15 protein-coding genes and 1 riboswitch are annotated in these 19,002 nt (G+C 46.4%); of the genes, 8 read left to right on the plus strand and 7 right to left on the minus strand.

What is annotated here, in order from left to right; all coding sequences use genetic code 11:
- Window positions 1–79: 79 nt before the first annotated feature.
- Window positions 80–1,267 carry an NnrS family protein gene (locus tag AB8599_RS06875; RefSeq protein WP_407333191.1) on the plus strand — a complete coding sequence of 396 codons (1,188 nt, stop codon included), beginning with the start codon at window positions 80–82 and terminating at the stop codon, window positions 1,265–1,267.
- 105 nt (window positions 1,268–1,372) lie between these two features.
- Window positions 1,373–2,152 carry a class II glutamine amidotransferase gene (locus tag AB8599_RS06880; protein ID WP_407333001.1) on the plus strand — a complete coding sequence of 260 codons (780 nt, stop codon included), beginning with the start codon at window positions 1,373–1,375 and terminating at the stop codon, window positions 2,150–2,152.
- 61 nt (window positions 2,153–2,213) lie between these two features.
- Here AB8599_RS06880 and AB8599_RS06885 read toward each other — a convergent pair whose 3' ends face one another.
- Window positions 2,214–2,984, minus strand: coding sequence for a hypothetical protein (locus AB8599_RS06885; protein ID WP_407333002.1), 771 nt, complete (start codon window positions 2,982–2,984; stop codon window positions 2,214–2,216).
- 338 nt (window positions 2,985–3,322) lie between these two features.
- On the opposite strand from AB8599_RS06885, the gene AB8599_RS06890 reads away from it, so the two are divergent.
- Complete coding sequence (locus tag AB8599_RS06890; RefSeq protein WP_407333003.1) at window positions 3,323–3,961, plus strand: 2OG-Fe dioxygenase family protein; 639 nt, start codon at window positions 3,323–3,325, stop codon at window positions 3,959–3,961.
- A 141-nt stretch (window positions 3,962–4,102) separates the two neighbouring features.
- A complete protein-coding gene (locus tag AB8599_RS06895) occupies window positions 4,103–5,479 on the plus strand; it encodes a MipA/OmpV family protein (RefSeq protein WP_407333004.1) in 1,377 nt (458 codons plus the stop codon).
- 125 nt (window positions 5,480–5,604) lie between these two features.
- On the opposite strand, the gene AB8599_RS06900 is transcribed toward AB8599_RS06895, so the two are convergent.
- The 4 genes from AB8599_RS06900 to AB8599_RS06915 all read right to left on the minus strand — a co-directional run bounded on the left by AB8599_RS06900 (window position 5,605) and on the right by AB8599_RS06915 (window position 10,074).
- Window positions 5,605–6,081, minus strand: coding sequence for a hypothetical protein (locus AB8599_RS06900; protein WP_407333005.1), 477 nt, complete (start codon window positions 6,079–6,081; stop codon window positions 5,605–5,607).
- 264 nt (window positions 6,082–6,345) lie between these two features.
- Window positions 6,346–6,936 (minus strand): FMN-dependent NADH-azoreductase, encoded by a 591-nt coding sequence (locus AB8599_RS06905; RefSeq protein WP_407333006.1) that lies wholly within the window; start codon window positions 6,934–6,936, stop codon window positions 6,346–6,348.
- 189 nt (window positions 6,937–7,125) lie between these two features.
- Window positions 7,126–7,824 (minus strand): NrdJb, encoded by a 699-nt coding sequence (locus AB8599_RS06910; protein WP_407333007.1) that lies wholly within the window; start codon window positions 7,822–7,824, stop codon window positions 7,126–7,128.
- 93 nt (window positions 7,825–7,917) lie between these two features.
- On the minus strand, window positions 7,918–10,074 hold the full coding sequence (locus AB8599_RS06915) for an adenosylcobalamin-dependent ribonucleoside-diphosphate reductase (protein WP_407333008.1): 2,157 nt from the start codon (window positions 10,072–10,074) through the stop codon (window positions 7,918–7,920).
- Window positions 10,075–10,703: 629 nt separating this feature from the next.
- Here AB8599_RS06915 and AB8599_RS06920 point away from each other — a divergent pair.
- The gene (locus AB8599_RS06920) at window positions 10,704–11,384 is read left to right on the plus strand and encodes an HAD family hydrolase (RefSeq protein ID WP_407333009.1); all 681 of its coding nucleotides are present in this window, start codon (window positions 10,704–10,706) and stop codon (window positions 11,382–11,384) included.
- Between the two features lie 94 nt (window positions 11,385–11,478).
- Here AB8599_RS06920 and AB8599_RS06925 read toward each other — a convergent pair whose 3' ends face one another.
- Entirely contained in the window at window positions 11,479–12,870 is a 1,392-nt protein-coding gene (locus AB8599_RS06925) for an alanine/glycine:cation symporter family protein (protein ID WP_407333010.1), read from the minus strand.
- Between the two features lie 112 nt (window positions 12,871–12,982).
- Window positions 12,983–13,109: riboswitch (glycine riboswitch) on the minus strand.
- 436 nt (window positions 13,110–13,545) lie between these two features.
- Here AB8599_RS06925 and AB8599_RS06930 point away from each other — a divergent pair.
- Both AB8599_RS06930 and AB8599_RS06935 read left to right on the plus strand, forming a co-directional pair.
- Window positions 13,546–14,727 carry a hypothetical protein gene (locus AB8599_RS06930; protein ID WP_407333011.1) on the plus strand — a complete coding sequence of 394 codons (1,182 nt, stop codon included), beginning with the start codon at window positions 13,546–13,548 and terminating at the stop codon, window positions 14,725–14,727.
- A 161-nt stretch (window positions 14,728–14,888) separates the two neighbouring features.
- Complete coding sequence (locus AB8599_RS06935; protein WP_407333012.1) at window positions 14,889–15,956, plus strand: amidase family protein; 1,068 nt, start codon at window positions 14,889–14,891, stop codon at window positions 15,954–15,956.
- Window positions 15,957–16,539: 583 nt separating this feature from the next.
- On the opposite strand, the gene AB8599_RS06940 is transcribed toward AB8599_RS06935, so the two are convergent.
- A complete protein-coding gene (locus AB8599_RS06940) occupies window positions 16,540–16,833 on the minus strand; it encodes a hypothetical protein (RefSeq protein ID WP_407333013.1) in 294 nt (97 codons plus the stop codon).
- Window positions 16,834–16,961: 128 nt separating this feature from the next.
- Here AB8599_RS06940 and AB8599_RS06945 point away from each other — a divergent pair, with 128 nt between their 5' ends.
- Complete coding sequence (locus AB8599_RS06945) at window positions 16,962–18,914, plus strand: ATP-dependent DNA helicase RecQ (RefSeq protein WP_407333014.1); 1,953 nt, start codon at window positions 16,962–16,964, stop codon at window positions 18,912–18,914.
- Window positions 18,915–19,002 lie beyond the last annotated feature (88 nt).

Raw genomic sequence — 19,002 nt, forward strand, 5'->3', positions numbered from 1 at the left:
GAGTCTTCTTTTCAATTTAACTTAAACATGTAAAAATTATGCATGTTTAAGTTGAATTGTCAGGCAGGTCTAACTCATGATGCTCAATATCGTCGATAAGCAAAAAGAAGAACGCATTCCTCCCGTTCTTCGTTTAGGTTTCCGGCCCTTTTTTCTTTTAGCAGGGATCTACGCCGTACTAACTATTTCAGTGTGGGTGTGGTTATTCACAACGGGAAGCGCTTCGCCGCTGAATGTTCCCGCCATGTGGTGGCATGCCCATGAAATGCTGTTTGGTTTTGCCATGGCAATTGTTGTCGGTTTTCTGCTAACCGCGGTACAAACGTGGACGGGCGTAAAAGGCACGTCGGGAGTCAAGCTCGCGTTTATTGTCATGCTGTGGTTAGCAGCGAGAATCCTGTTTTGGACTGATACGCCTTTGTCAGTGATAGCGATTGTGGATACCGCATTCCTTGCAATGACGGGCTGGGAGGTGGGTTATCGTGTGGTTATGACGAAACGCTGGCGTAACCTGTTCTTTATTCCCATGCTGCTCGTTGCAGCCAGTGCAAACCTTGCAAGTTATGCCACTGTGAAAGGCATGCCGCCTTTTTCTGCCAATGCGCTTTGGCAAGCGATGCTATGGTGGTTCATGATTCTCATTTCCATTATGGGTGGGCGCGTGATTCCGTTTTTCACCGCTAAACGTTTCCAACTTGAAGCACCCAAGCCCATGTTATGGTTAGAGGTATTGGCGATTCTTCCTCTTGTCATGCTCGCTGTTATCTCTTTCTTCCCATTAGTGCCAGCTTGGTTCATCGCATCATTGCTATGGGTTAGCGGTGTAGCACAACTTGTCCGTTTATATCGCTGGCAGGGCATCAAAACACACAGTGAACCGCTGGTTTGGTCGTTGCATCTGTTTTATCTGGCTTTACCTATTGGCTTAATCGCGAAGGTCGTCTTTCTCGGCAATGCATGGGTTTCACACTCGTTAATACATATATTTGCGATGGGAACACTGGCGGGTGTTGTTCTCGCAATGATTGCTCGTGTGAGTATGGGCCATACAGGTCGTGCAATTTACAAAGGCCCATTGTTTACATTTGCCTATTTGGCGCTGGCATTGGCGACGTTAGTACGTGTTGTTGGGGCTGCGCTTTGGCCTGAATATTTTCAAATATGGGTTGTTATCGCCAGTATTGGTTGGTGCCTAGCATTTGGTGGCTTTGTTATTTGCTTTGGCCCCATGTTGATTAAGGTGAGGATTGACGGTCATCCAGGATAAAAACGATTGAAAAAACGGCGACACGCCAATGTTCTGTGGCACGTCGCACTGCAATTATCAGTAGTTACGTCATACTAACGATAACGTTATCAAGGAGTAGCTAGTGTGTGCAGATGGTTGGCGTATCAAGGGAAACCGTGTTTTTTAGATGAAATGCTGCATCAGCCGAATCATTCGCTGGTGATGCAGAGCATGGAAGCATCAAAAGCGGTGACGGCGGTTAACGCTGATGGCTTTGGCGCAGCGTGGTATGGCGAAAAACCGACGCCTGCTTTGTATCGAGAAGTATTGCCAGCATGGTCGGATGCGAATCTTCGTTCTCTTGCGCAGCACACCAAGTCTCATCGCTTTATGGCGCATGTTCGCGCCTCGACAGGGGCCAATACGTCACGCGAAAACTGCCATCCGTTTAACGTTAAGAACTGGTTGTTTATGCACAACGGCCAGATCCCCGATTTTGAATTAATGCGCTACAAGTTAGAGCGTCAATTGGATGAAGCTTGTTATTTGAAACGTAAAGGGACCACGGACAGTGAACTGATCTTTTTACTGCTAATGCAGTACGGTCTTGAACGATGCCCCAAGACGGCGCTGGTGCGAGTAATAAAAGACATTGAAGCGGAAATGCGGACAAAAGGCATTGACCAGCCATTCAAGGCTGCATTGTGTATCAGTGATGGAAAGCAATTTTGGGCGCTGCGATATGCCACCTTTGGCGCCCCACCTACCATGTTTTATAAAATGCTCGATAGTGGCGTGGTGCTTGCGTCAGAGCCTTTTGAGGTGGAAATGGAAGGGTGGAATGGTGTACCAGCACAAAGTTTTGTTGAGTTGGTTGGAGAGCAGGTTAGCGTGACTGAATTTTCCCTCGATAGAACTCAATAGCCATCATTTTTTTCGTTCATCGCGAGGGCGACATAGTCGCCCTTTAGGTTGATTAATTTGACTAAACGGCAAAACTTAGCGGTAAATACCGCTGCCATGCATTGTCATAAAGTGCCCGAGATTCCCTACGTAATTTTTCAATTTTTGCGACTTCATAATCGCTCATCGCTCGGTCATGCAGGTTAGCTTCTCGCTCGATTCTCTGAATCTGTTCGTAGTTAGTGTGCTCCTTCCCGTTCTTTACGGCGGAAATGGCTTTCAGATGCAGTTGAACTTCCGCGATCATTTGGCTTTCAGGCAGTGAAACCAGCACTTTTACGTCGCGATACCCTGAAGGACGAGGTGTCTGAAATCGGTTGACGACTTCCATTGTCTTCGTCGAAGCGGCAAGTTGAGCATAAGCGCTGTTGAGGTCTTCTAACGAATCTGTTTCAACCGTAATGCGCACGATATCAGTCAAGCGAGTAACATCGCCATTCAGTTCTTTCTCTACTTTTTCTTGAGCGCGTTCTTGTCCTTTCAAACCGGCTGACAACACACTGCCATTGGCTTTATGGGCAATGGTTTTGGCAAGATCTTCGAGTTCTAGTTGCGCCTTAGGCGCCGCTTCGTAAAGCTCAGCGAGGTGACTGTATGGCTGTTTGATTTCGCTGGAGCGGAATGAAGGGATAGAGAGCAGTTCGGTGAGTGGAGTGTCTTGACTTGCTTGTGGCTGCTGATAAGAAATGCTCTGGCTTGAAGGCGGGTTCTTTACCTCGAATTGCTCGGCGTAAGCCGGCACACGAATAACCAGAATTGGAACAATAATCAGCGCTTTAAACATTCTTCCCATCTAAATACCTCTTTTGGCTGTGAAGGCCATGTCCAGTAAGTGTCCACAACTTCATCATATCTGCGGAAATTGAATGTTAGCTGAATGAAAGGGTTGCGTGCGTGGCAGGGGTCTCAAACTGTGTTTTTACTACTGGGCTTAGATCAAATTACGTGAAGTATTATGCTGGTTAACTGGGGTAACGTGGCGTATTTGGCCGTATATGGCATTTATGGCAATTAAACACTCTGCAAAAAGTTGGCAAAAATGCTGCCATGATGTTAACTAAATGGGGTGACTGTTATTGCGCATTTCTTACCCAGAGACGCGTTATATTCAATCGAGATGGAGGACATACCATGTATCATCCTGATTATCTCATGCAGCTATGTCATATCAGCGACCAAGCGGTGAGAGAGCTAGAACCGACCTTTGATCATTTGCCAACTACCCCCTATGCAGACGGTCAATACAGGTTAAGACGCTATTCAATTGTGCAATGCCATGACGGCGCTGTGCGTCACATGCCACAACATACTTTTGTGCAAAGTAAGGCGATAAACCATCATCAAGGCGGTGTGGTACGCCGGTTTGAAGATTTATCCGCGAACGTACTTCATTCAGAAGGTTTCTTTGAATTATGTCGTTTATTCAAAGACAACAATGAGTTGGATGATCAGCAAGATATTGAAATACATCAGATGAGGGTGATCACCCTTAGTGACATGACACCGGTATCGCCAGAAGGCGTACATCAGGATGGTTTCGATCACATTGCCATTGCTGCGATTCATCGGCAAAACGTGCAAGGTGGGGAAATTCTTGTCTATAAAAATAGAACCGAACAACCTTTCTTTTCACTGGCGCTTAACGGTGGAGACGTAGCGCTGTTGGATGATCATGCGCTTTGGCACAATGCCAATCCGATCAGGCCAATTAACCCAGCTCAACGTGGGCATGTTGATTTGTTTGTGTTGACGGCGCGCGCCATTCACTAATTGTTGGGGCTTGGCGAGTGATTCGTTCAGTCTCATTTGCCAAGCCAATGCTAGTTACCCATATTCTTACCTTTAAAATCACACAGTTACTTAAGCTTGGGTTACACTCATTTCAATGTGAATCAACAAACCGCGCTTTTCATGTTTAATATGTCGAAATACCTCGTTCTCGCGACAGTTTTAGTCGCACCTTTTGGTTGGGCTGAGTCAGCAGATATTCAAGGCGATCACACCGTAGAAACAGAAACGGTGGGAACTGGCAGTGTTGAAGCATTGCGCCTTAAGCGCAGCGAAAACTGGGGCATTGCTGCCACGATACGGACGGGTAGCATCCCTTATGCCGATGCAGGTAGTGCCAATGTATCCAGTTTTGTGCCCATGATGTTTTATCAAGATGAAGCCTTTTTCATTAATGGCACCGAAGGTGGTATCCGTTTATGGGAAGAAGGCGATTGGCGCGCGAATGCCATTCTTCGTATGCGCTTTATTGATTTACCTACCGCAGTGCAGAACGACATTGGGGGCGATACGGGAGATTTTGGTTTCCAGCTAAAACGTCAACTTGGTGATGGTTGGTATGCCGATCTTGATGTGCTGTCAGACAAAGATTACCGTTTTCACGGTATTGCAACGCTGGGTAAGCAAGTTTTCACCGAGGATTTTGACCTCGATGCGACTATTTCAGCACGCTACAAAGATGCTGACTTTAATAGTTTCTATTACGGTTTGTCTGAATACCGAAATGACGGTGTGCGCATCGGAGCAGGTGTCGATTTAAAAGCAGGGGTTAGAGGGCGTTACCATGTCTATTCTAACCTTTATCTTGTCGGTGCGGCGTACGCCACTTATCTTGATGAAAATGTGCGCCATGCACCCACCATCGATGCGAATTGGCAGGGTGAGGTTTATGCAGGTTTTGGTTTCTTCAATGACAACAAGCGACATGGAGAGCGAGAGATCACCACTCGGCCATATTGGCGTTTAGCGTATGGTTGGGCAACGCCTTCAAACATTGGTGAGATCATTGCGGGTGATACGAAAAAAGATCCATATGGCAATACCCTAACGTCAGTCTTCTATGGTCACCCATTGGCTGATTCTTTGTTTGGTGTTCCGCTAGATATTTACCTGACACCAGGTTTTGTCTGGCATTGGAGTTCCGAGGTTCAGGCGTCTTCGCCAGAATTCGTCATGGCGATCAAAGCGTATTATACGGTTGATTGGCCAACGAAATGGCGTATTGGCTTCGCTGAGGGCCTTTCGTATGTAAACAACATTACTTATGTAGAAAGTACAGAACTCAACGAGAAAGGATATGAACCGAGTCAATTGCTTAACTACCTCGATCTCTCACTTGATGTGAATGTTGGCGATCTGATTGGTCAGAAGAATTTGAATAACATCTGGTTGGGCTATTCAATTCATCATCGCTCGGCAATCTTTGAAAAGGCGAGTCAGTTTGGTCGAATCAAGGGTGGCAGTAATTACAACACGATTTATCTGCAGATGGATTTCTAGGCATAGCAGCAAGCACCTTACTTAACGTGAATGTGAGCATAGGTGTTTAATGTGAATACAGCTGGGGAGCAATCTGACACAACAAAGAAGTGGGCGTTAGAGCCCGCTTCTTTCATATTTGGCGCTTAGGCTGTGTAAGGTAGGTAACCGGTGAAGCCCACAATTTTCCAACCTGATTCAGTTTGTTTGAGGTAATACAAGGTTTGCCACTTTAGTACCTCAGGCTCTTGTCCGACGACCTGAATCGTGCCATCAAACTGCTTGCGAGCAATGGCTTTGCCGTCTTTTACTTCGATTTGTTCGAGGGTAGTCAATGTATGAATAGCGTCTTGTAGAGGCTCGGCATACTCGGTATCTAGGCTTGCGCGCGCTGCTTCCAGCCATGAATCTCGGTAATCTTCAAAACGTGAAAATGCCAAATTCCAGTTACCAGGGTCTTGGTCGAACCCGGCGTTAACGGCAAAAAACTCGTGTTGCAGAAAATCGTTCTCGACCATTGACCAATCCGCTTGGGTATAAGCCAAAATGTCTTTGGCGACTAACATGTCCCAAATTTCTTCTCGGTCGGCATCTTTGCCCAAAAATGGATTGCTTTTAATCACTTGTGACTCCAACAGGATGATTGTGCTGAGGCCTCATGAAACGGGATTTGCTTGCAAAAGAAAATGCTGGACTGACAATGCTGAGAGGGAGATCGATTTTCACTTGATGAGAAAGGAAAAAAGAGGGCTTCGAAAAGCCCTAACATGAAAAAAACAAAACCAAGACGCTAGATTTGTCACTGTCTAACGTCTGACGTTTTGCTGTTGGCAATCGGTGTGGCTTTAAAAAGCCAATGTTAAAAAACCAATGTTAAAAAACGCGTGTCAATCAACCAAAGCTGCTAAATCTTGAGCTGCTTTTTCAAGTGATGCTTTTGCTGGTGCTTCACCCATGGCAAGCGCTTCACTGTAAACAAATTCAATGTCTGAAATACCAATGAAGTTCAATATGGTCTTGATATGTCCAGTCACATGGTCATTCGGCGTACCTTTGTGAATCCCGCCACGTGTGGTGACAACAATGGCTTTCTTTCCGGTCAATAGCCCTTTAGGGCCTTGCTCCGTATACGCAAATGTCACACCGGCACGAGCAATCAAATCAAACCAATTTTTCAATTGAGTTGGAATGGAAAAGTTGTACATAGGCGCGGCAATCACCAAGGTGTCACTGGCTTTGATTTCATTAATAAGCTGATCAGAAAGTGCCAGAGCTTCTTGTTGACGAAGCGTTGGGTTTTCCGCACCGCGAAGACCTGTTGCGATTTCACCGTCTAATACAGGAAGTGGGTGTGCGGCTAAATCACGTTCGATAATGAAATTGTCGTGGCCTAATTGCTCAACCATGCCATCAATCAATTTTGTTGAAGACGAAAATTCACCAAGAATGCTCGATTTTAGAACCAGTACATTTGCCATTTCATACCCTATTAATAGTCGTGTTTGGTGTGTCTTATTGTTGTGAAGAACTATAGAGAAAGGGTAGCAGGCAAAAAAGCGGAAAAATCTGGGGGTAGTGTTCGAAAATATTGAATGAGATAACGCTTGCTGAATGTGAACCTATAAAAAAGGCTTCCTACAGGAAGCCTTTCTCGAGTAATTATGCGTTTAACCGCACTTAGAATCGCCGCAGTTTAGGCAAGTCTGGCAGCCGTCTTTTACAACTACTGCTTTATTGTGGCACTTGTAGCAAAGGGTCGCACTTGGCGGGAAGCCGGTGTTCACTTCTTCTGCCTTGGGTTCGGCTTTTGCGGTGTTCTCTGCGCGCTTGGCTTCTAGAAAGGCTTTTTGGTGCTCATCCATTTCTGGGTTGTGCAACATGCCAATTTCCATCAGGTGCTGTTCAATGACGTTGCCGATTTCTGCAATCAACGAAGGCACATATTTGCCTTTGTTCCAGTAACCGCCTTTTGGATCGAACACTGAACGAAGTTCTTCTACCAAGAACGTGCAATCGCCACCTTTACGGAACACCGCAGAGATAATGCGCGTTAACGCCACAATCCATTGGTAATGTTCAAGGCTTTTGCTATTGATGAAAATCTCGAACGGTTGACGCATTGCGTGATCCGTCCCTTCGTTTAACACCACATCGTTGATGGTGATAAACAGCGAGTGTTCAGAAACATGCTCAGGGGTTTTTAGCTTGTATGTGGTGCCAAGCAAAATTTCTGGGCGCGGCATTTCTTCATGCATGGTTTCGAGCGTTGGAGTCACTTCCTCCACCTGTTGGACAGGCGCTTCTTGAACGGCGTCTTTGCTTTTAACTTTGTAAGAAACAATTTTGCTTTCGATTTTACGTGTCATAACGAATTACTTCTTCATAGTGGATGGCCTGGTTGCAAGCCATCCCAACAGTTTGCGTACCTGAGTATGTTGTCTATTCAGGTATACGGATGGTTAAAACTTACCGTAGTAGCCTTCTTTCAGCGCATCGTAGAGGTTAGCCGCCGAGTGAATTTCACCGTCGTACTCAATCTTTTCGTTGCCCTTGGCTTCGAAAGTTGATCCGTCTTCTAGTGTAAATACATACGTGGTGTTTTCGAGATCTTCTTCTTTCACCAATACACCTTGGAACACTTCTGGGTTGAAGCGGAAGGTCGTACAGCCTTTCAGGCCTTTGTCGTAAGCATCCATGTAGATGTTTTTGAAGTCTTCAAACGGGAAATCAGTCGGGACGTTAGCTGTCTTCGAAATTGAAGAGTCAATCCAACGCTGCGCGGCAGCTTGAACTTCAACATGTTGACTTGGCGTAATGTCATCAGCAGTAATGAAGTACTCTGGCAATTGCTCGTCTTCTTTGGTGCTGTAAGGCATTGCTTTGGTGTTGATCAGTTCGCGATAAGCCAGCAGTTCGAAGCTGAATACATCAACACTTTCTTTTGATTTCTTGCCCGGTTTAATCACGTTACGCGTGTAGTGATGCGCAAAGCTTGGTTCGATACCGTTACTTGCGTTATTCGCAAGCGACAGTGAAATAGTGCCCGTTGGCGCAATAGAACTGTGGTGCGTAAAGCGACCGCCTTTCTCTGCCAGTTTCTTGATCAAATCTGGGCGAATATCGCCGATTTGCTGCATATAGCGGCTGTATTTCGCGTGAAGGACTTTGCCTTTTACCTTGTCGCCGATTTTGATGCCGTCTGCTGCCATTTCAGGGCGAAGACGCAGCATCTTAGCGGTAACAACGAACTCTTGGTCCATTACTGGCGCAACGCCTTTTTCTTCGGCAAGTGCAACAGCTTGTTCCCAACCGGTGATCGCCATTTCCTGAGAAACTTGCTCAGTAAACGCAATAGACGCCGCGCTGCCGTATTTGTGGCGAAGCATGGTCAGGGTAGAACCTAGACCGAGGAAGCCCATACCATGGCGGCGTTTGGTTTCGATCTCTTCACGCTGTTTGGCTAACGGCAATTGGTTAATCTCAACCACGTTATCAAGCATGCGAGTGAAAGTGGCTACGACCTTGCGATACATTTCCCAATCGAAACGTGCGTTTTCAGTGAATGGATCACGAACGAATTTGGTCAGGTTAACCGAGCCCAATAGACACGCGCCATACGGCGGGAGAGGTTGCTCGCCACAAGGGTTGGTGGCACGAATCTCTTCGCAGAACCAGTTGTTGTTCATCTGGTTTACTTTGTCGATCAGAATGAAGCCTGGCTCAGCATAATCGTAGGTTGACGTCATGATGACGTTCCAAAGATTACGCGCTGGCATGGTGCGGTAAATCTTGCACGCAATGCGGCCGAGTTCGTCTTCAACAAACCCTTCGCTGCTTGGCCAATCAGCCCAAACGATGCTGGCATCGTTATTCAGGTCAGTTTTGTCCTGGCGCGCTTCTTTTTCGGTAATAGGGAAGATCAACTGCCATTCGCCGTCGTTCTTCACTGCTTCAATGAATTCTTCGTTGATCAGGAGTGACAAGTTGAATTGGCGTAGACGGCCATTCTCACGCTTGGCACGGATGAACTCCATCACGTCAGGGTGACGAATGTCCATGGTACCCATTTGCGCACCACGACGACCGCCCGCAGAGGAAACGGTAAAGCACATCTTGTCGTAGATATCCATGAACGACAGTGGGCCAGAGGTGTATGCACCAGCGCCTGATACAAAGGCGCCACGAGGGCGTAGGGTAGAGAAGTCGTAGCCAATTCCACAACCCGCTTTTAGGGTTAGGCCTGCTTCATGAACTTTACCTAGGATGTCATCCATTGAATCTTCAATGGTGCCGCTAACCGTACAGTTGATGGTAGACGTTGCAGGCTTGTGCTCGAAAGCGCCAGCGTTAGACGTGATGCGTCCTGCTGGGATTGCGCCGTGACGCAGTGCCCACAAAAATTCTTGGTACCATTTGTCTTGTACCGATTTCTCTTCGAGATCGGCAAGTGCACGAGCAACACGTTTGAATGTGTCATCGAGTGTGACATCGATTGCTTCACCGTGTTTGCTTTTTAAGCGGTACTTGCTGTCCCAGATTTCCATAGACGTATCTTGGTATGGAATTGCGAGAACACCAGTAGGTTCGATTTCAGAAGCTGACTTGGTTTTGGCCATTATGAATTGCACCTCGAGAGTAATGCCGACTTGTTGAGCGAAGCTTGGCCAAAGACACTATATTGTGTCTCTGATTGGCAAGGGCGCAGATCAAACCACTATATCGTGTGATCTTCAAGTCTTGACAAGCAGAGTTTCTGGAACAAATTTTACTTCTCTTTACGGTATAGTGTGTTGTGTGTACAAACCGTTCTTGTCGTGAAACCAATTAAGGAGACAATGACCGAAATTTGGCCACATTCACCAATTTCAACACACGTCATGAAAGGCGCAAAACCTGTTAAAAGAAGGTTGCTAGTTGTCATGGTGTGCTAAATCACAGTGAACCATCAGTAAAAAACTCTCGAATTGTTCGCGATGTAGCCAAGCTGACAGTGAATGGTTTAAAACAGTTGGCATTGGATGATTTTTTGTCGTATTAAAGCGCAACCGTTTGTCTGTTCACAAGTTTTCAATACGCGGTGCACTGTGTTTGAGGAAGGTCTACTATCTCTAGATGCCGATAAATAATGTTGCCAATGGGTTGCCATTGTAAATACAATGTTGAGTTTCCTGTGTGAAAAATGCCAAGCGCGATATCAAATCAGCCTTGAGAACAGAGTAATGACAAGATTTGAGGAAAGGCGCGAATGAATCTCTTTATGTTAGATGTCGATGGTACGCTCATCGACAGTTATGATTTTGACTCCGATTGCTTTCGAGCAGCGGTTGAAGAAGTGTTAGGCCTGCAGTTGACGGATGACTGGGGCGCGTTCACCAATGTGACGGATGTGGGCGTTTTAGAAGAACTGATTGAACAACAGGGTATGCGTCATGAAAGAATGCGTATTCTACGTGAAGTGAAAAGCTTGTTCTTACAAAAGCTTCGCGCTTATATTGCGTCCAATCCAGATAAACTGGTGGCAACACCGGGTGCGATCAAGTTTGTGAATGACATGAAGTCTCATCCAAATGTGGTGCTGGCCATAGCAACGGGTGGCTGGGAAGAGTCTGCGCGGATGAAGCTAAAAGCGGCTGGGTTTGATGTGAGTGGCGTTAGCTTTGCCTCGTGTTCAGATGCAATGACGCGCAGCGAGATCATGGCATTGGCCGCGTTTCGTGCCAAGCAAGATACCGGCGCAGTGTTCAGCCGCCGAGTGTACTTTGGCGATGGCGAGTGGGACAAAATGGCCACCAATACATTAGGGTATGAATTTGTCGCCGTGGGCACAAAAGTGCAGCATCATACGAGAATCCCTAACTTCGTTCATTATGATGCTATCTTCGGTAAACTTGGTCTGATTAACATGTTAAATGCCAAATCAGCCTAATGTTTTTCATGTAAAGACAGATCTGAAGTGAAAACAGAAACAGCGCCGTTTAGCGCTGTTTTTTTGTGTTAACGTAAATGTTTACGGATCAGGTTTACGCACTAGCGTGGGCTGATTCGTCGCGTTTTGCCGTCAGTTTCCGTTTCAGGGAATCAAAGTAAGCGTTAGTTTCATCAGCGACGACATGCCGTAACAAGATCAACCCAATCAAGTTAGGCACTGCCATTAATCCGTTCACAATATCGGCGATTAACCAAATCATATCCAGCTTGATAAACGCGCCAGAAAGTACAAGGGCGACGAATACAATTTTGTATGCCAGTACCGCTCGTTGGCCGAACAAATACACCACACAGCGTTCACCGTAGTAGTTCCAGCCCAAAATGGTGGTGAAGGCAAAGAACATCAAGCCAATGGCAACCACCATTGGGCCAAACCCTTCATTTAGCCCCAATGAGAAGGCTTCCGTCGTCATTCGCGCACCTTCGATATCCATTGACCATACACCGGTTAGCACCAGAGCAAGTCCTGTCATTGAGCAGATGACGATGGTATCGAGGAAGGTACCAACCATTGATATCAGCCCCTGACGAACGCACGAGTTGGTTTGAGCCGATGCTGCTGCCATAGGCGCGCTACCTAGGCCAGATTCATTTGAAAACACGCCACGCGCCACACCTGATTGAATGGCCAGCATAATGGTTGCGCCAACGAACCCCCCGGTTGCAGCCGTTCCTGTGAACGCTGATTCAACGATCAAGCTAATCGCGGATGGAATCGCACTGGCGTGATTGAACAATATCGCCGCACAAGCCGTGACGTAAATAACGGTCATGGTCGGGATGATCTTGCTTGCCATGCCCGCGATGGATTTGATGCCCCCAATCGTAACCGCAGCAACCAAAAGGGTGAGCACAATGGCTGTGACTGCATGAGGAATGTTAAACGCGATTTGACTTGCATCGACAATGGCATTCACTTGCGGGAAGGTGCCGATACCGAAACAAGCGACACCAATCGTGAAGAATGCAAACAGGCGAGCGAGCCATTTTTTTCCTGCGCCTTTTTCAAGGTACAGCATTGGGCCACCGAGCATGTTGCCATTTGCATCTTGTTCCCGGTATTTCACGGCGAGCAGACATTCGGCGTATTTTGTCGCCATGCCGAACAAGGCTGCCATCCACATCCAGAATAGCGCGCCAGGACCACCAAGTTTGATGGCGGTGGCAACACCGACGATATTACCTGTTCCAATGGTGGCGGAAAGGGCGGTGCACAATGCGGCGAAACTGGATACATCGCCTTTGTCTTTTACATTCTTTTCTTTGGTGAAAAGGTAGGTAAGTGCCAAAGGGAGTTTGAAAAACTGAATGGCGCCAAGGCGGAAGGTGAAATACACACCTGTGCCAACAAGCAGCAGCAAGAGTGGTGGACCCCAAACGAGGTTATCAACGATTTCAAGTAGGTTGTGTAGTGAGTGGTTCATTTATCCCCCTTTAATATCTGATTATTCTTAGTAAACGTAAGAAAAATTAGACTTTGATTAAAAGGAGGAGAATAGCCGCAAAAAGCAGCAGTAAAGTGGGTACTTTATTGCGGTTATCTCCTCTGTCCTTTTGCCTGAGAGTTTCACTTGCAGTTATTCTTCATCACAATGAATGAACGTGAATACGCAAGTTTGCTCCTTCGGCGTCCGATTTAACGGATCTCTCCAGAGGCTCCTCCAACAACAGTCCATACCCAAGTGCAAATGCACATATTGGGTGCCTGAAAGATTTACTTCTTCGGCGGATGGCAAGGCCATCTCTCTCCTGCTGTCTTCAACGGAACGTCAAATTATCGAACGTATCATAGGTCACAAAAATATGAATGCAATGAGAAATGAGGGGTTGAATGAATTTTTATATCCAAATGCAATTAATGATGCTTTCTTGTTAAAAGAATGTGCGTGTTGTGGTGATTAAAAACGAGGGGTGGTACAAAACTTCAACAATTTGATGGGCAGGATCGCAGCGCAATCGCTATCTTGTTTATGAGAAAGAAAAGGCTGCTCTCATGTATGAAGGGATAAGGAACACCTTAAATACACTCAAGTTTTTTTTGATTCTGTCGATAAATAATCATATTAGAAATTAACCCATTAGTAATTACCCTATTAGAAATGACCACATTTAATGAACTCCTAGGCACCAAGCCGGGCGACACTGAGTCTGCCGTCAAGCAGAGATATAAATTGCTCTCTACTCGCGTGCACCCTGATAAAGGTGGCTCAAAAGCCTTGATGCAATTAGTGCGTCATTCCTACGACAATATTATCAAGGGGCGTGGCGAGAATTTGTTGTCGATACCTGCCTCTGCATCGGTTAGTCAAGGCGGAGCGTTGGAACGTGAATTGGTCAAGATAAAGAAAGAGCGAGATGAGCTCACTGCTTTGAATCAATTGCTTAAAGTTCAGCTCAACCAAGCGCAAAAAGGCAAGAGTATTGGTGCAAACGCAAACGCAAACGCAAACGCAAACGCAGCGGCGGGGGCTGATTTTTCGCGAAAAATTGCACAACTCGAAGGCGAGTTGGTGTTGATCAAAGAAGAACGTAACCGACTCATTAACCAAAAAGACAGTGCGATAGCTGAACAGCATAAGTTGGCAGGAGAACTTCGCCGTGCACTTTCCGACAACGAAGTCATGGAAACAGAACTGGACCGAAAATTAGGCGTGAAAATGCCGGGCTTGCTGGTTTGGGCGCAAAAATTTTGGTTGCCTGCAATGGCCATGTCATCACTCGTCGTTGTTCTTGCCTTAAGCGTGAAAATGCTGGATTGGTCTTTTGTCACTGAGTGGTTTTCTGATGCACCACCGGACGCAGCGCCACCGAAGGTTAGGGTCGTGCATGCTAAGCCTAGCCAGAAAGAAGTGTTGGTAGAAGAGCGTGAAGCGCCAGATACTCAAGGCTCTGATACGGCTAGTCGAAATCTGCCTTTTCTCAAGTTAACTCAGAGAACAGGAGTCTGGGCTCTGGCGTCTTATACCGAATCGGATAAACCCTATATTGCTATTCGAAGCGAGAACGGTTCCTATATCGTCAATGATTGCTCCGGCGATTTTCGGCTATATCTCAACGAGCCGCTTAAGCCACTTCGTGTTGCAGCAAACCTTATTTATCAACATCAAAACCAACATTTCCATGTTTATAAAATTCCTTATGGACAAGGTTCGTCACCGGAAAGCTGGCTCCAAAGTCGAAAACTCAAGATCAATGAGGAGTTTTTTACCAGTAAATCGTTCAAAACGAGCCGCGTTGCTTTAATTGGTCAATGTAACAACTTAATCAATGTCAAAAAATGACACTGTAATACGCAAGAATGAAGATTTGGATATAACATTATGAATATTAAATAGGAAAAAGGTTCATCGTGTCGAAAATCGAGGAAAATTTTCTACTTACTGCGATAAAGCCCGAAAGGCAGGATATACCCACAGGAGTTCTGACTAGGCAGCGTTTGGTCGTGAGCGACTCTGTCGGTATTCGAGGCATGGTCACAGGGATAGGCATCCCTGAATGGTCTGACGGAAATGAGCCAGCCAGACTTGATGCAAGTGTGGTTTCTGTATTAATGCACTCTGGTTGTCGACTCATCGGAAAAGCCCAAATGGATGATTTTGGTATCAGCATTAGTGGAGAAAATCCTTTCCTAGCGCGGCTAAAAAACCCTATCTCTCCCAATGCTCGTCTTGGCGGTTCATCATCGGGTGCTGCCGTCGCGGTGGCAAAAGGCGCTGCCACCATTGCTATTGGTAACGACTGTTGTGGGGGCGTTTTGATCCCTGCATCTTATTGCAATCTCTTTGGTTACCGCCCATCGCAAGGCATGGTTGATCTGAGAGGGGTAGCATCGCTATCGCCTTCGTTTGACGCTGTCGGTTTTATGTCCAGAAAGCTCCCAATACTGCAGCAGATTGCCGAGAAATGCTGGACGAAGCCAGCCAAAGCGGTTCGCTTTAAGACCATAAAGTATGCCTCGACCTTGTTTCGGGAGTTGTTACCTATACAGGCGATGCTGGAATGGGAAGTGGTATTCAACGATTCGAAAATTCGCTTTGAAGATGTGCCAAGCGTGGGCAAGCTTGCGCTCACCCAAGCACACAATATTCATGCTGTTATATTGGGCAGAGAAATCGATCTCCAATACGGTCAGTGGTTTGATGTTCATAATCCGAAACTGTCTGATGAAACCGCACAATTCTTGTCTAGAATCCGTGGGAACAGCTTCAAGGAATTCGTTGAAACAAAGAAAAAAAGAGAATTTTTTAGTGACAGTATTCAGGGTTTTTTTTCGAGCGGGGAGGTATTAATGATCCCAACTTCTCCAGGGGAAGCCCCCGACGACATGTTTGCTGACGATACGTTTCTTTTGAACCAACGTCGGCTTTATGCCATTGCTGAAGTGGCAGGGTTAGCTCAACTCACTGTTCCTTTTTTGACCGTTGATGGCACACCTATGGGAATCTCGCTGCTTGCCCACCCAGGAGAGGATCGTCTTCTGTTCGACGCAGCCGGCCGTTTCTTCATCTGATTGCAATTTCTCTTTCGATATTGCTTACCCTTCTTCTATCGCCGCTTTTAATCACTGAATCGCAGTTGTACATCCCGATGTTACGCTCTTGTAACACTGTGATGTGCTTACAGTTTATTTCCTCTTAATGCACCATTAATTTGCGTATTTTTTGATGGCAGAACAACTTCGTAATTTACCAACAGGTCAAGAAAAAATTATTTTTTCGATTTTATCTTCTTAACTGCATGTTTTTAAACATGAAACTCGGTTTTGTCCTATCGTGAACCTATCAACAGATTCTGTGGATAACTAAGTGAGTTATTTGGGGGGTTGATTCATAACGTGATGATATTAAATAAGTAAATATCTTGTTTTTAGTTTTACGCTCGGCGATGTAGGCTGTGAATGTTATCTGTTAAAAGTCGGCAGGCAAAGTGATCGGTAATTGTTTCAATTATCACTATATGTAGGGGTGTTTTCGTGCAGGATTGAGGAAAGAAACGCGATACCTAAGCAACCCCAAGATGCATGTTCAGCGAGAATTTGTGATGGCAATGGAAACCGTGCCAAAGCGGCCTTGCCTCGAATCATTTTCATCGATCTAGAACGCAGTATTAATGACATAGAAGGTGCAATCGAATTCGCCATAACTTGAACCAGATTCGACACTGCCCAAGCCGAACATGTTGTTGCCAGCCAGCACATCGACGGTGAAGTTCAAGCGGTAGTCGTTGTTGTTAAGGCCGTAGGTAGAGAAACGGATGGCTATCGACTCAGAAGGGTCAATGAAGCAGAAAGTGATGCTGTGCGCTTGGCCAGGTGAACAGAGAAGAGAGGCGCATAGGGTGCGCAGTGGCGTTAGGCGAATCTCTGAGCAGACGCCATCATTAGTCAATGTTGAGCAACCCCATACTTACTTATTTTCGCGGGATTTCCCGAGTTTCCCTTCTTTACGCTCGTCGCCTGTGTAGTGGACGTGTAGACTTCAGCATCATTTGATTTTATTGATTTGCCGAGGCGGAAATGAGCACTGACACCACCTACTTAAACACGTTAAAACAAGTTTTCGGATTTGAAGGCTTACGGGGTGGTCAGCAGCAAGTGGTTGAAAACGTCCTTTCGGGGCACTCTTCGGCCGCGATATTTCCGACCGGATCGGGTAAATCTTTGTGTTATCAGCTTCCCGCGCTTCATCTTCCTCATTTAACACTTGTGATTTCCCCTTTGCTTGCATTGATGAAAGATCAGCTCGATTTTCTCAAAAGCAAAGGTATACCCGCGGCGTCTCTTGATTCTACGTTAACCTATGATGAGTCACGAGAAGTGATGAGAGCGGTCAAAGCGGGTGAGACCAAGATCTTGATGATTTCTGTCGAGCGCCTTAAAAATGAACGATTCAGACAATTCATTTCATCCGTTTCTTTGTCTCTTCTCGTGGTTGATGAGGCCCACTGTATATCGGAGTGGGGGCATAATTTCCGTCCTGATTACCTGAAACTACCCGTCTACTGCAAGCAACTCAATATCCCCCAAGTGCTTTTGCTGACGGCTACTGCGACGCCTCAGGTCATTGCTGACATGGGCACCAAATTTAGCATTGCTGCAGAAAATATTGTGGTGACGGGTTTCTATCGTCAAAATTTAGACCTTAACGTTATCGCCTGCCCAGAGCAGGACAAAGCAGCTACCTTGCTTGCTCAGTTTAAAAAAACGCCGCAAGCACCGACCATTATTTATGTCACGCTACAAAACACAGCTGAAACCGTCGCTGGATTTTTGCGAAGTGAAGGCGTGCCTGCTCATGCGTATCACGCAGGTATGCCCAATGAAGAACGACAGAAGATCCAACACCGTTTTATGCAAGGTGAGATCAACTGCATTGTCGCGACGATTGCTTTTGGTATGGGTGTTGATAAGTCAGACATTCGTGCGGTGATACATTTCGATTTGCCGAAATCGATAGAAAACTACAGCCAGGAAATTGGTCGGGCAGGGCGTGATGGCCAAATGTCAACATGCAGCGTGCTTGCCAATCGAGAGTCGCTGAGTGTGCTTGAAAACTTTGTGTATGGTGATACGCCAGATCGCGTTGCGATTCACGCCGTGATTGAAGACATTGGCAAAACGCCCATAGGCGCATCATGGGAAGTGATGCTAAACCGCCTCTCTCGTGATAGCAATATTCGACAACTGCCTCTCAAAACCTTGCTGGTTTATCTGGAACTGGAAGGGGTGATTGAACCGCAATACAGCTATTTCGCCGACTATCGCTTCAAAGCCTTGGTGAGCATTGAGCACATCATCGGTCAATTTGAAGGGGAGCGTAAGCAGTTTGTTCAAGCTGTGTTTGCGGCATCGCCCAAATCTCGCACCTGGCATACGGTAGACTTCGAAGCGCTTTGGCAAGGTTTTCAGGCTGATCGCAAACGTGCGGTGACCGCGTTGGATTATTTTGCAGATAAGGGCTGGATTGAGCTTGAAAGCAAGCAAATGACGGATGTGTTTCGCGTTTGTAAGCCTCAGTTACTGACGGGGACTCACGCTGAAGCGCTGAGCGATAAAATACACAAGATGTTCCAAGCTAAAGAACACAGTGAGATCCAGCGTGTTCATGCCATGCTTGATTTGTTTGAAACGACGACATGTTTGAGCCACCGATTGGCGAGTTACTTTGCTGATGAACACGCACCAAAGCAATGTGGACATTGCTCCGTGTGTCGAGGCCACATTGCGACATTGCCGAGTGCGTCAGCGTTGTTACCATTGGAGTTGTCTGATCTCCAACGTGCAAGCCAACCATTGCTGAGTGCGGCAAGTAGTGACGTTGTTACACCAGAGGCCATGGCGCGATACCTATGTGGTATTGCGACGCCGCTAACGGGGCGACTTCGTTTAGGTAAAACGGCCGGGTTTGGTAAGTTTGGCCACTATCCGTTTGCCGAGGTTAAAACGCTTTGCGAGCAGATAATCGCTTAGTGCGTGAGGGCTACTGTTTTAAATATGCCTAGTTGCCTAGTTGCCTAGTTGCCTAGTTGCCTAGTTGCCCGGGACATTCTTGGTTCAC

Origin of the sequence: Enterovibrio litoreus, from assembly GCF_045679545.1 — a bacterium.
Classification (GTDB): domain Bacteria; phylum Pseudomonadota; class Gammaproteobacteria; order Enterobacterales; family Vibrionaceae; genus Enterovibrio.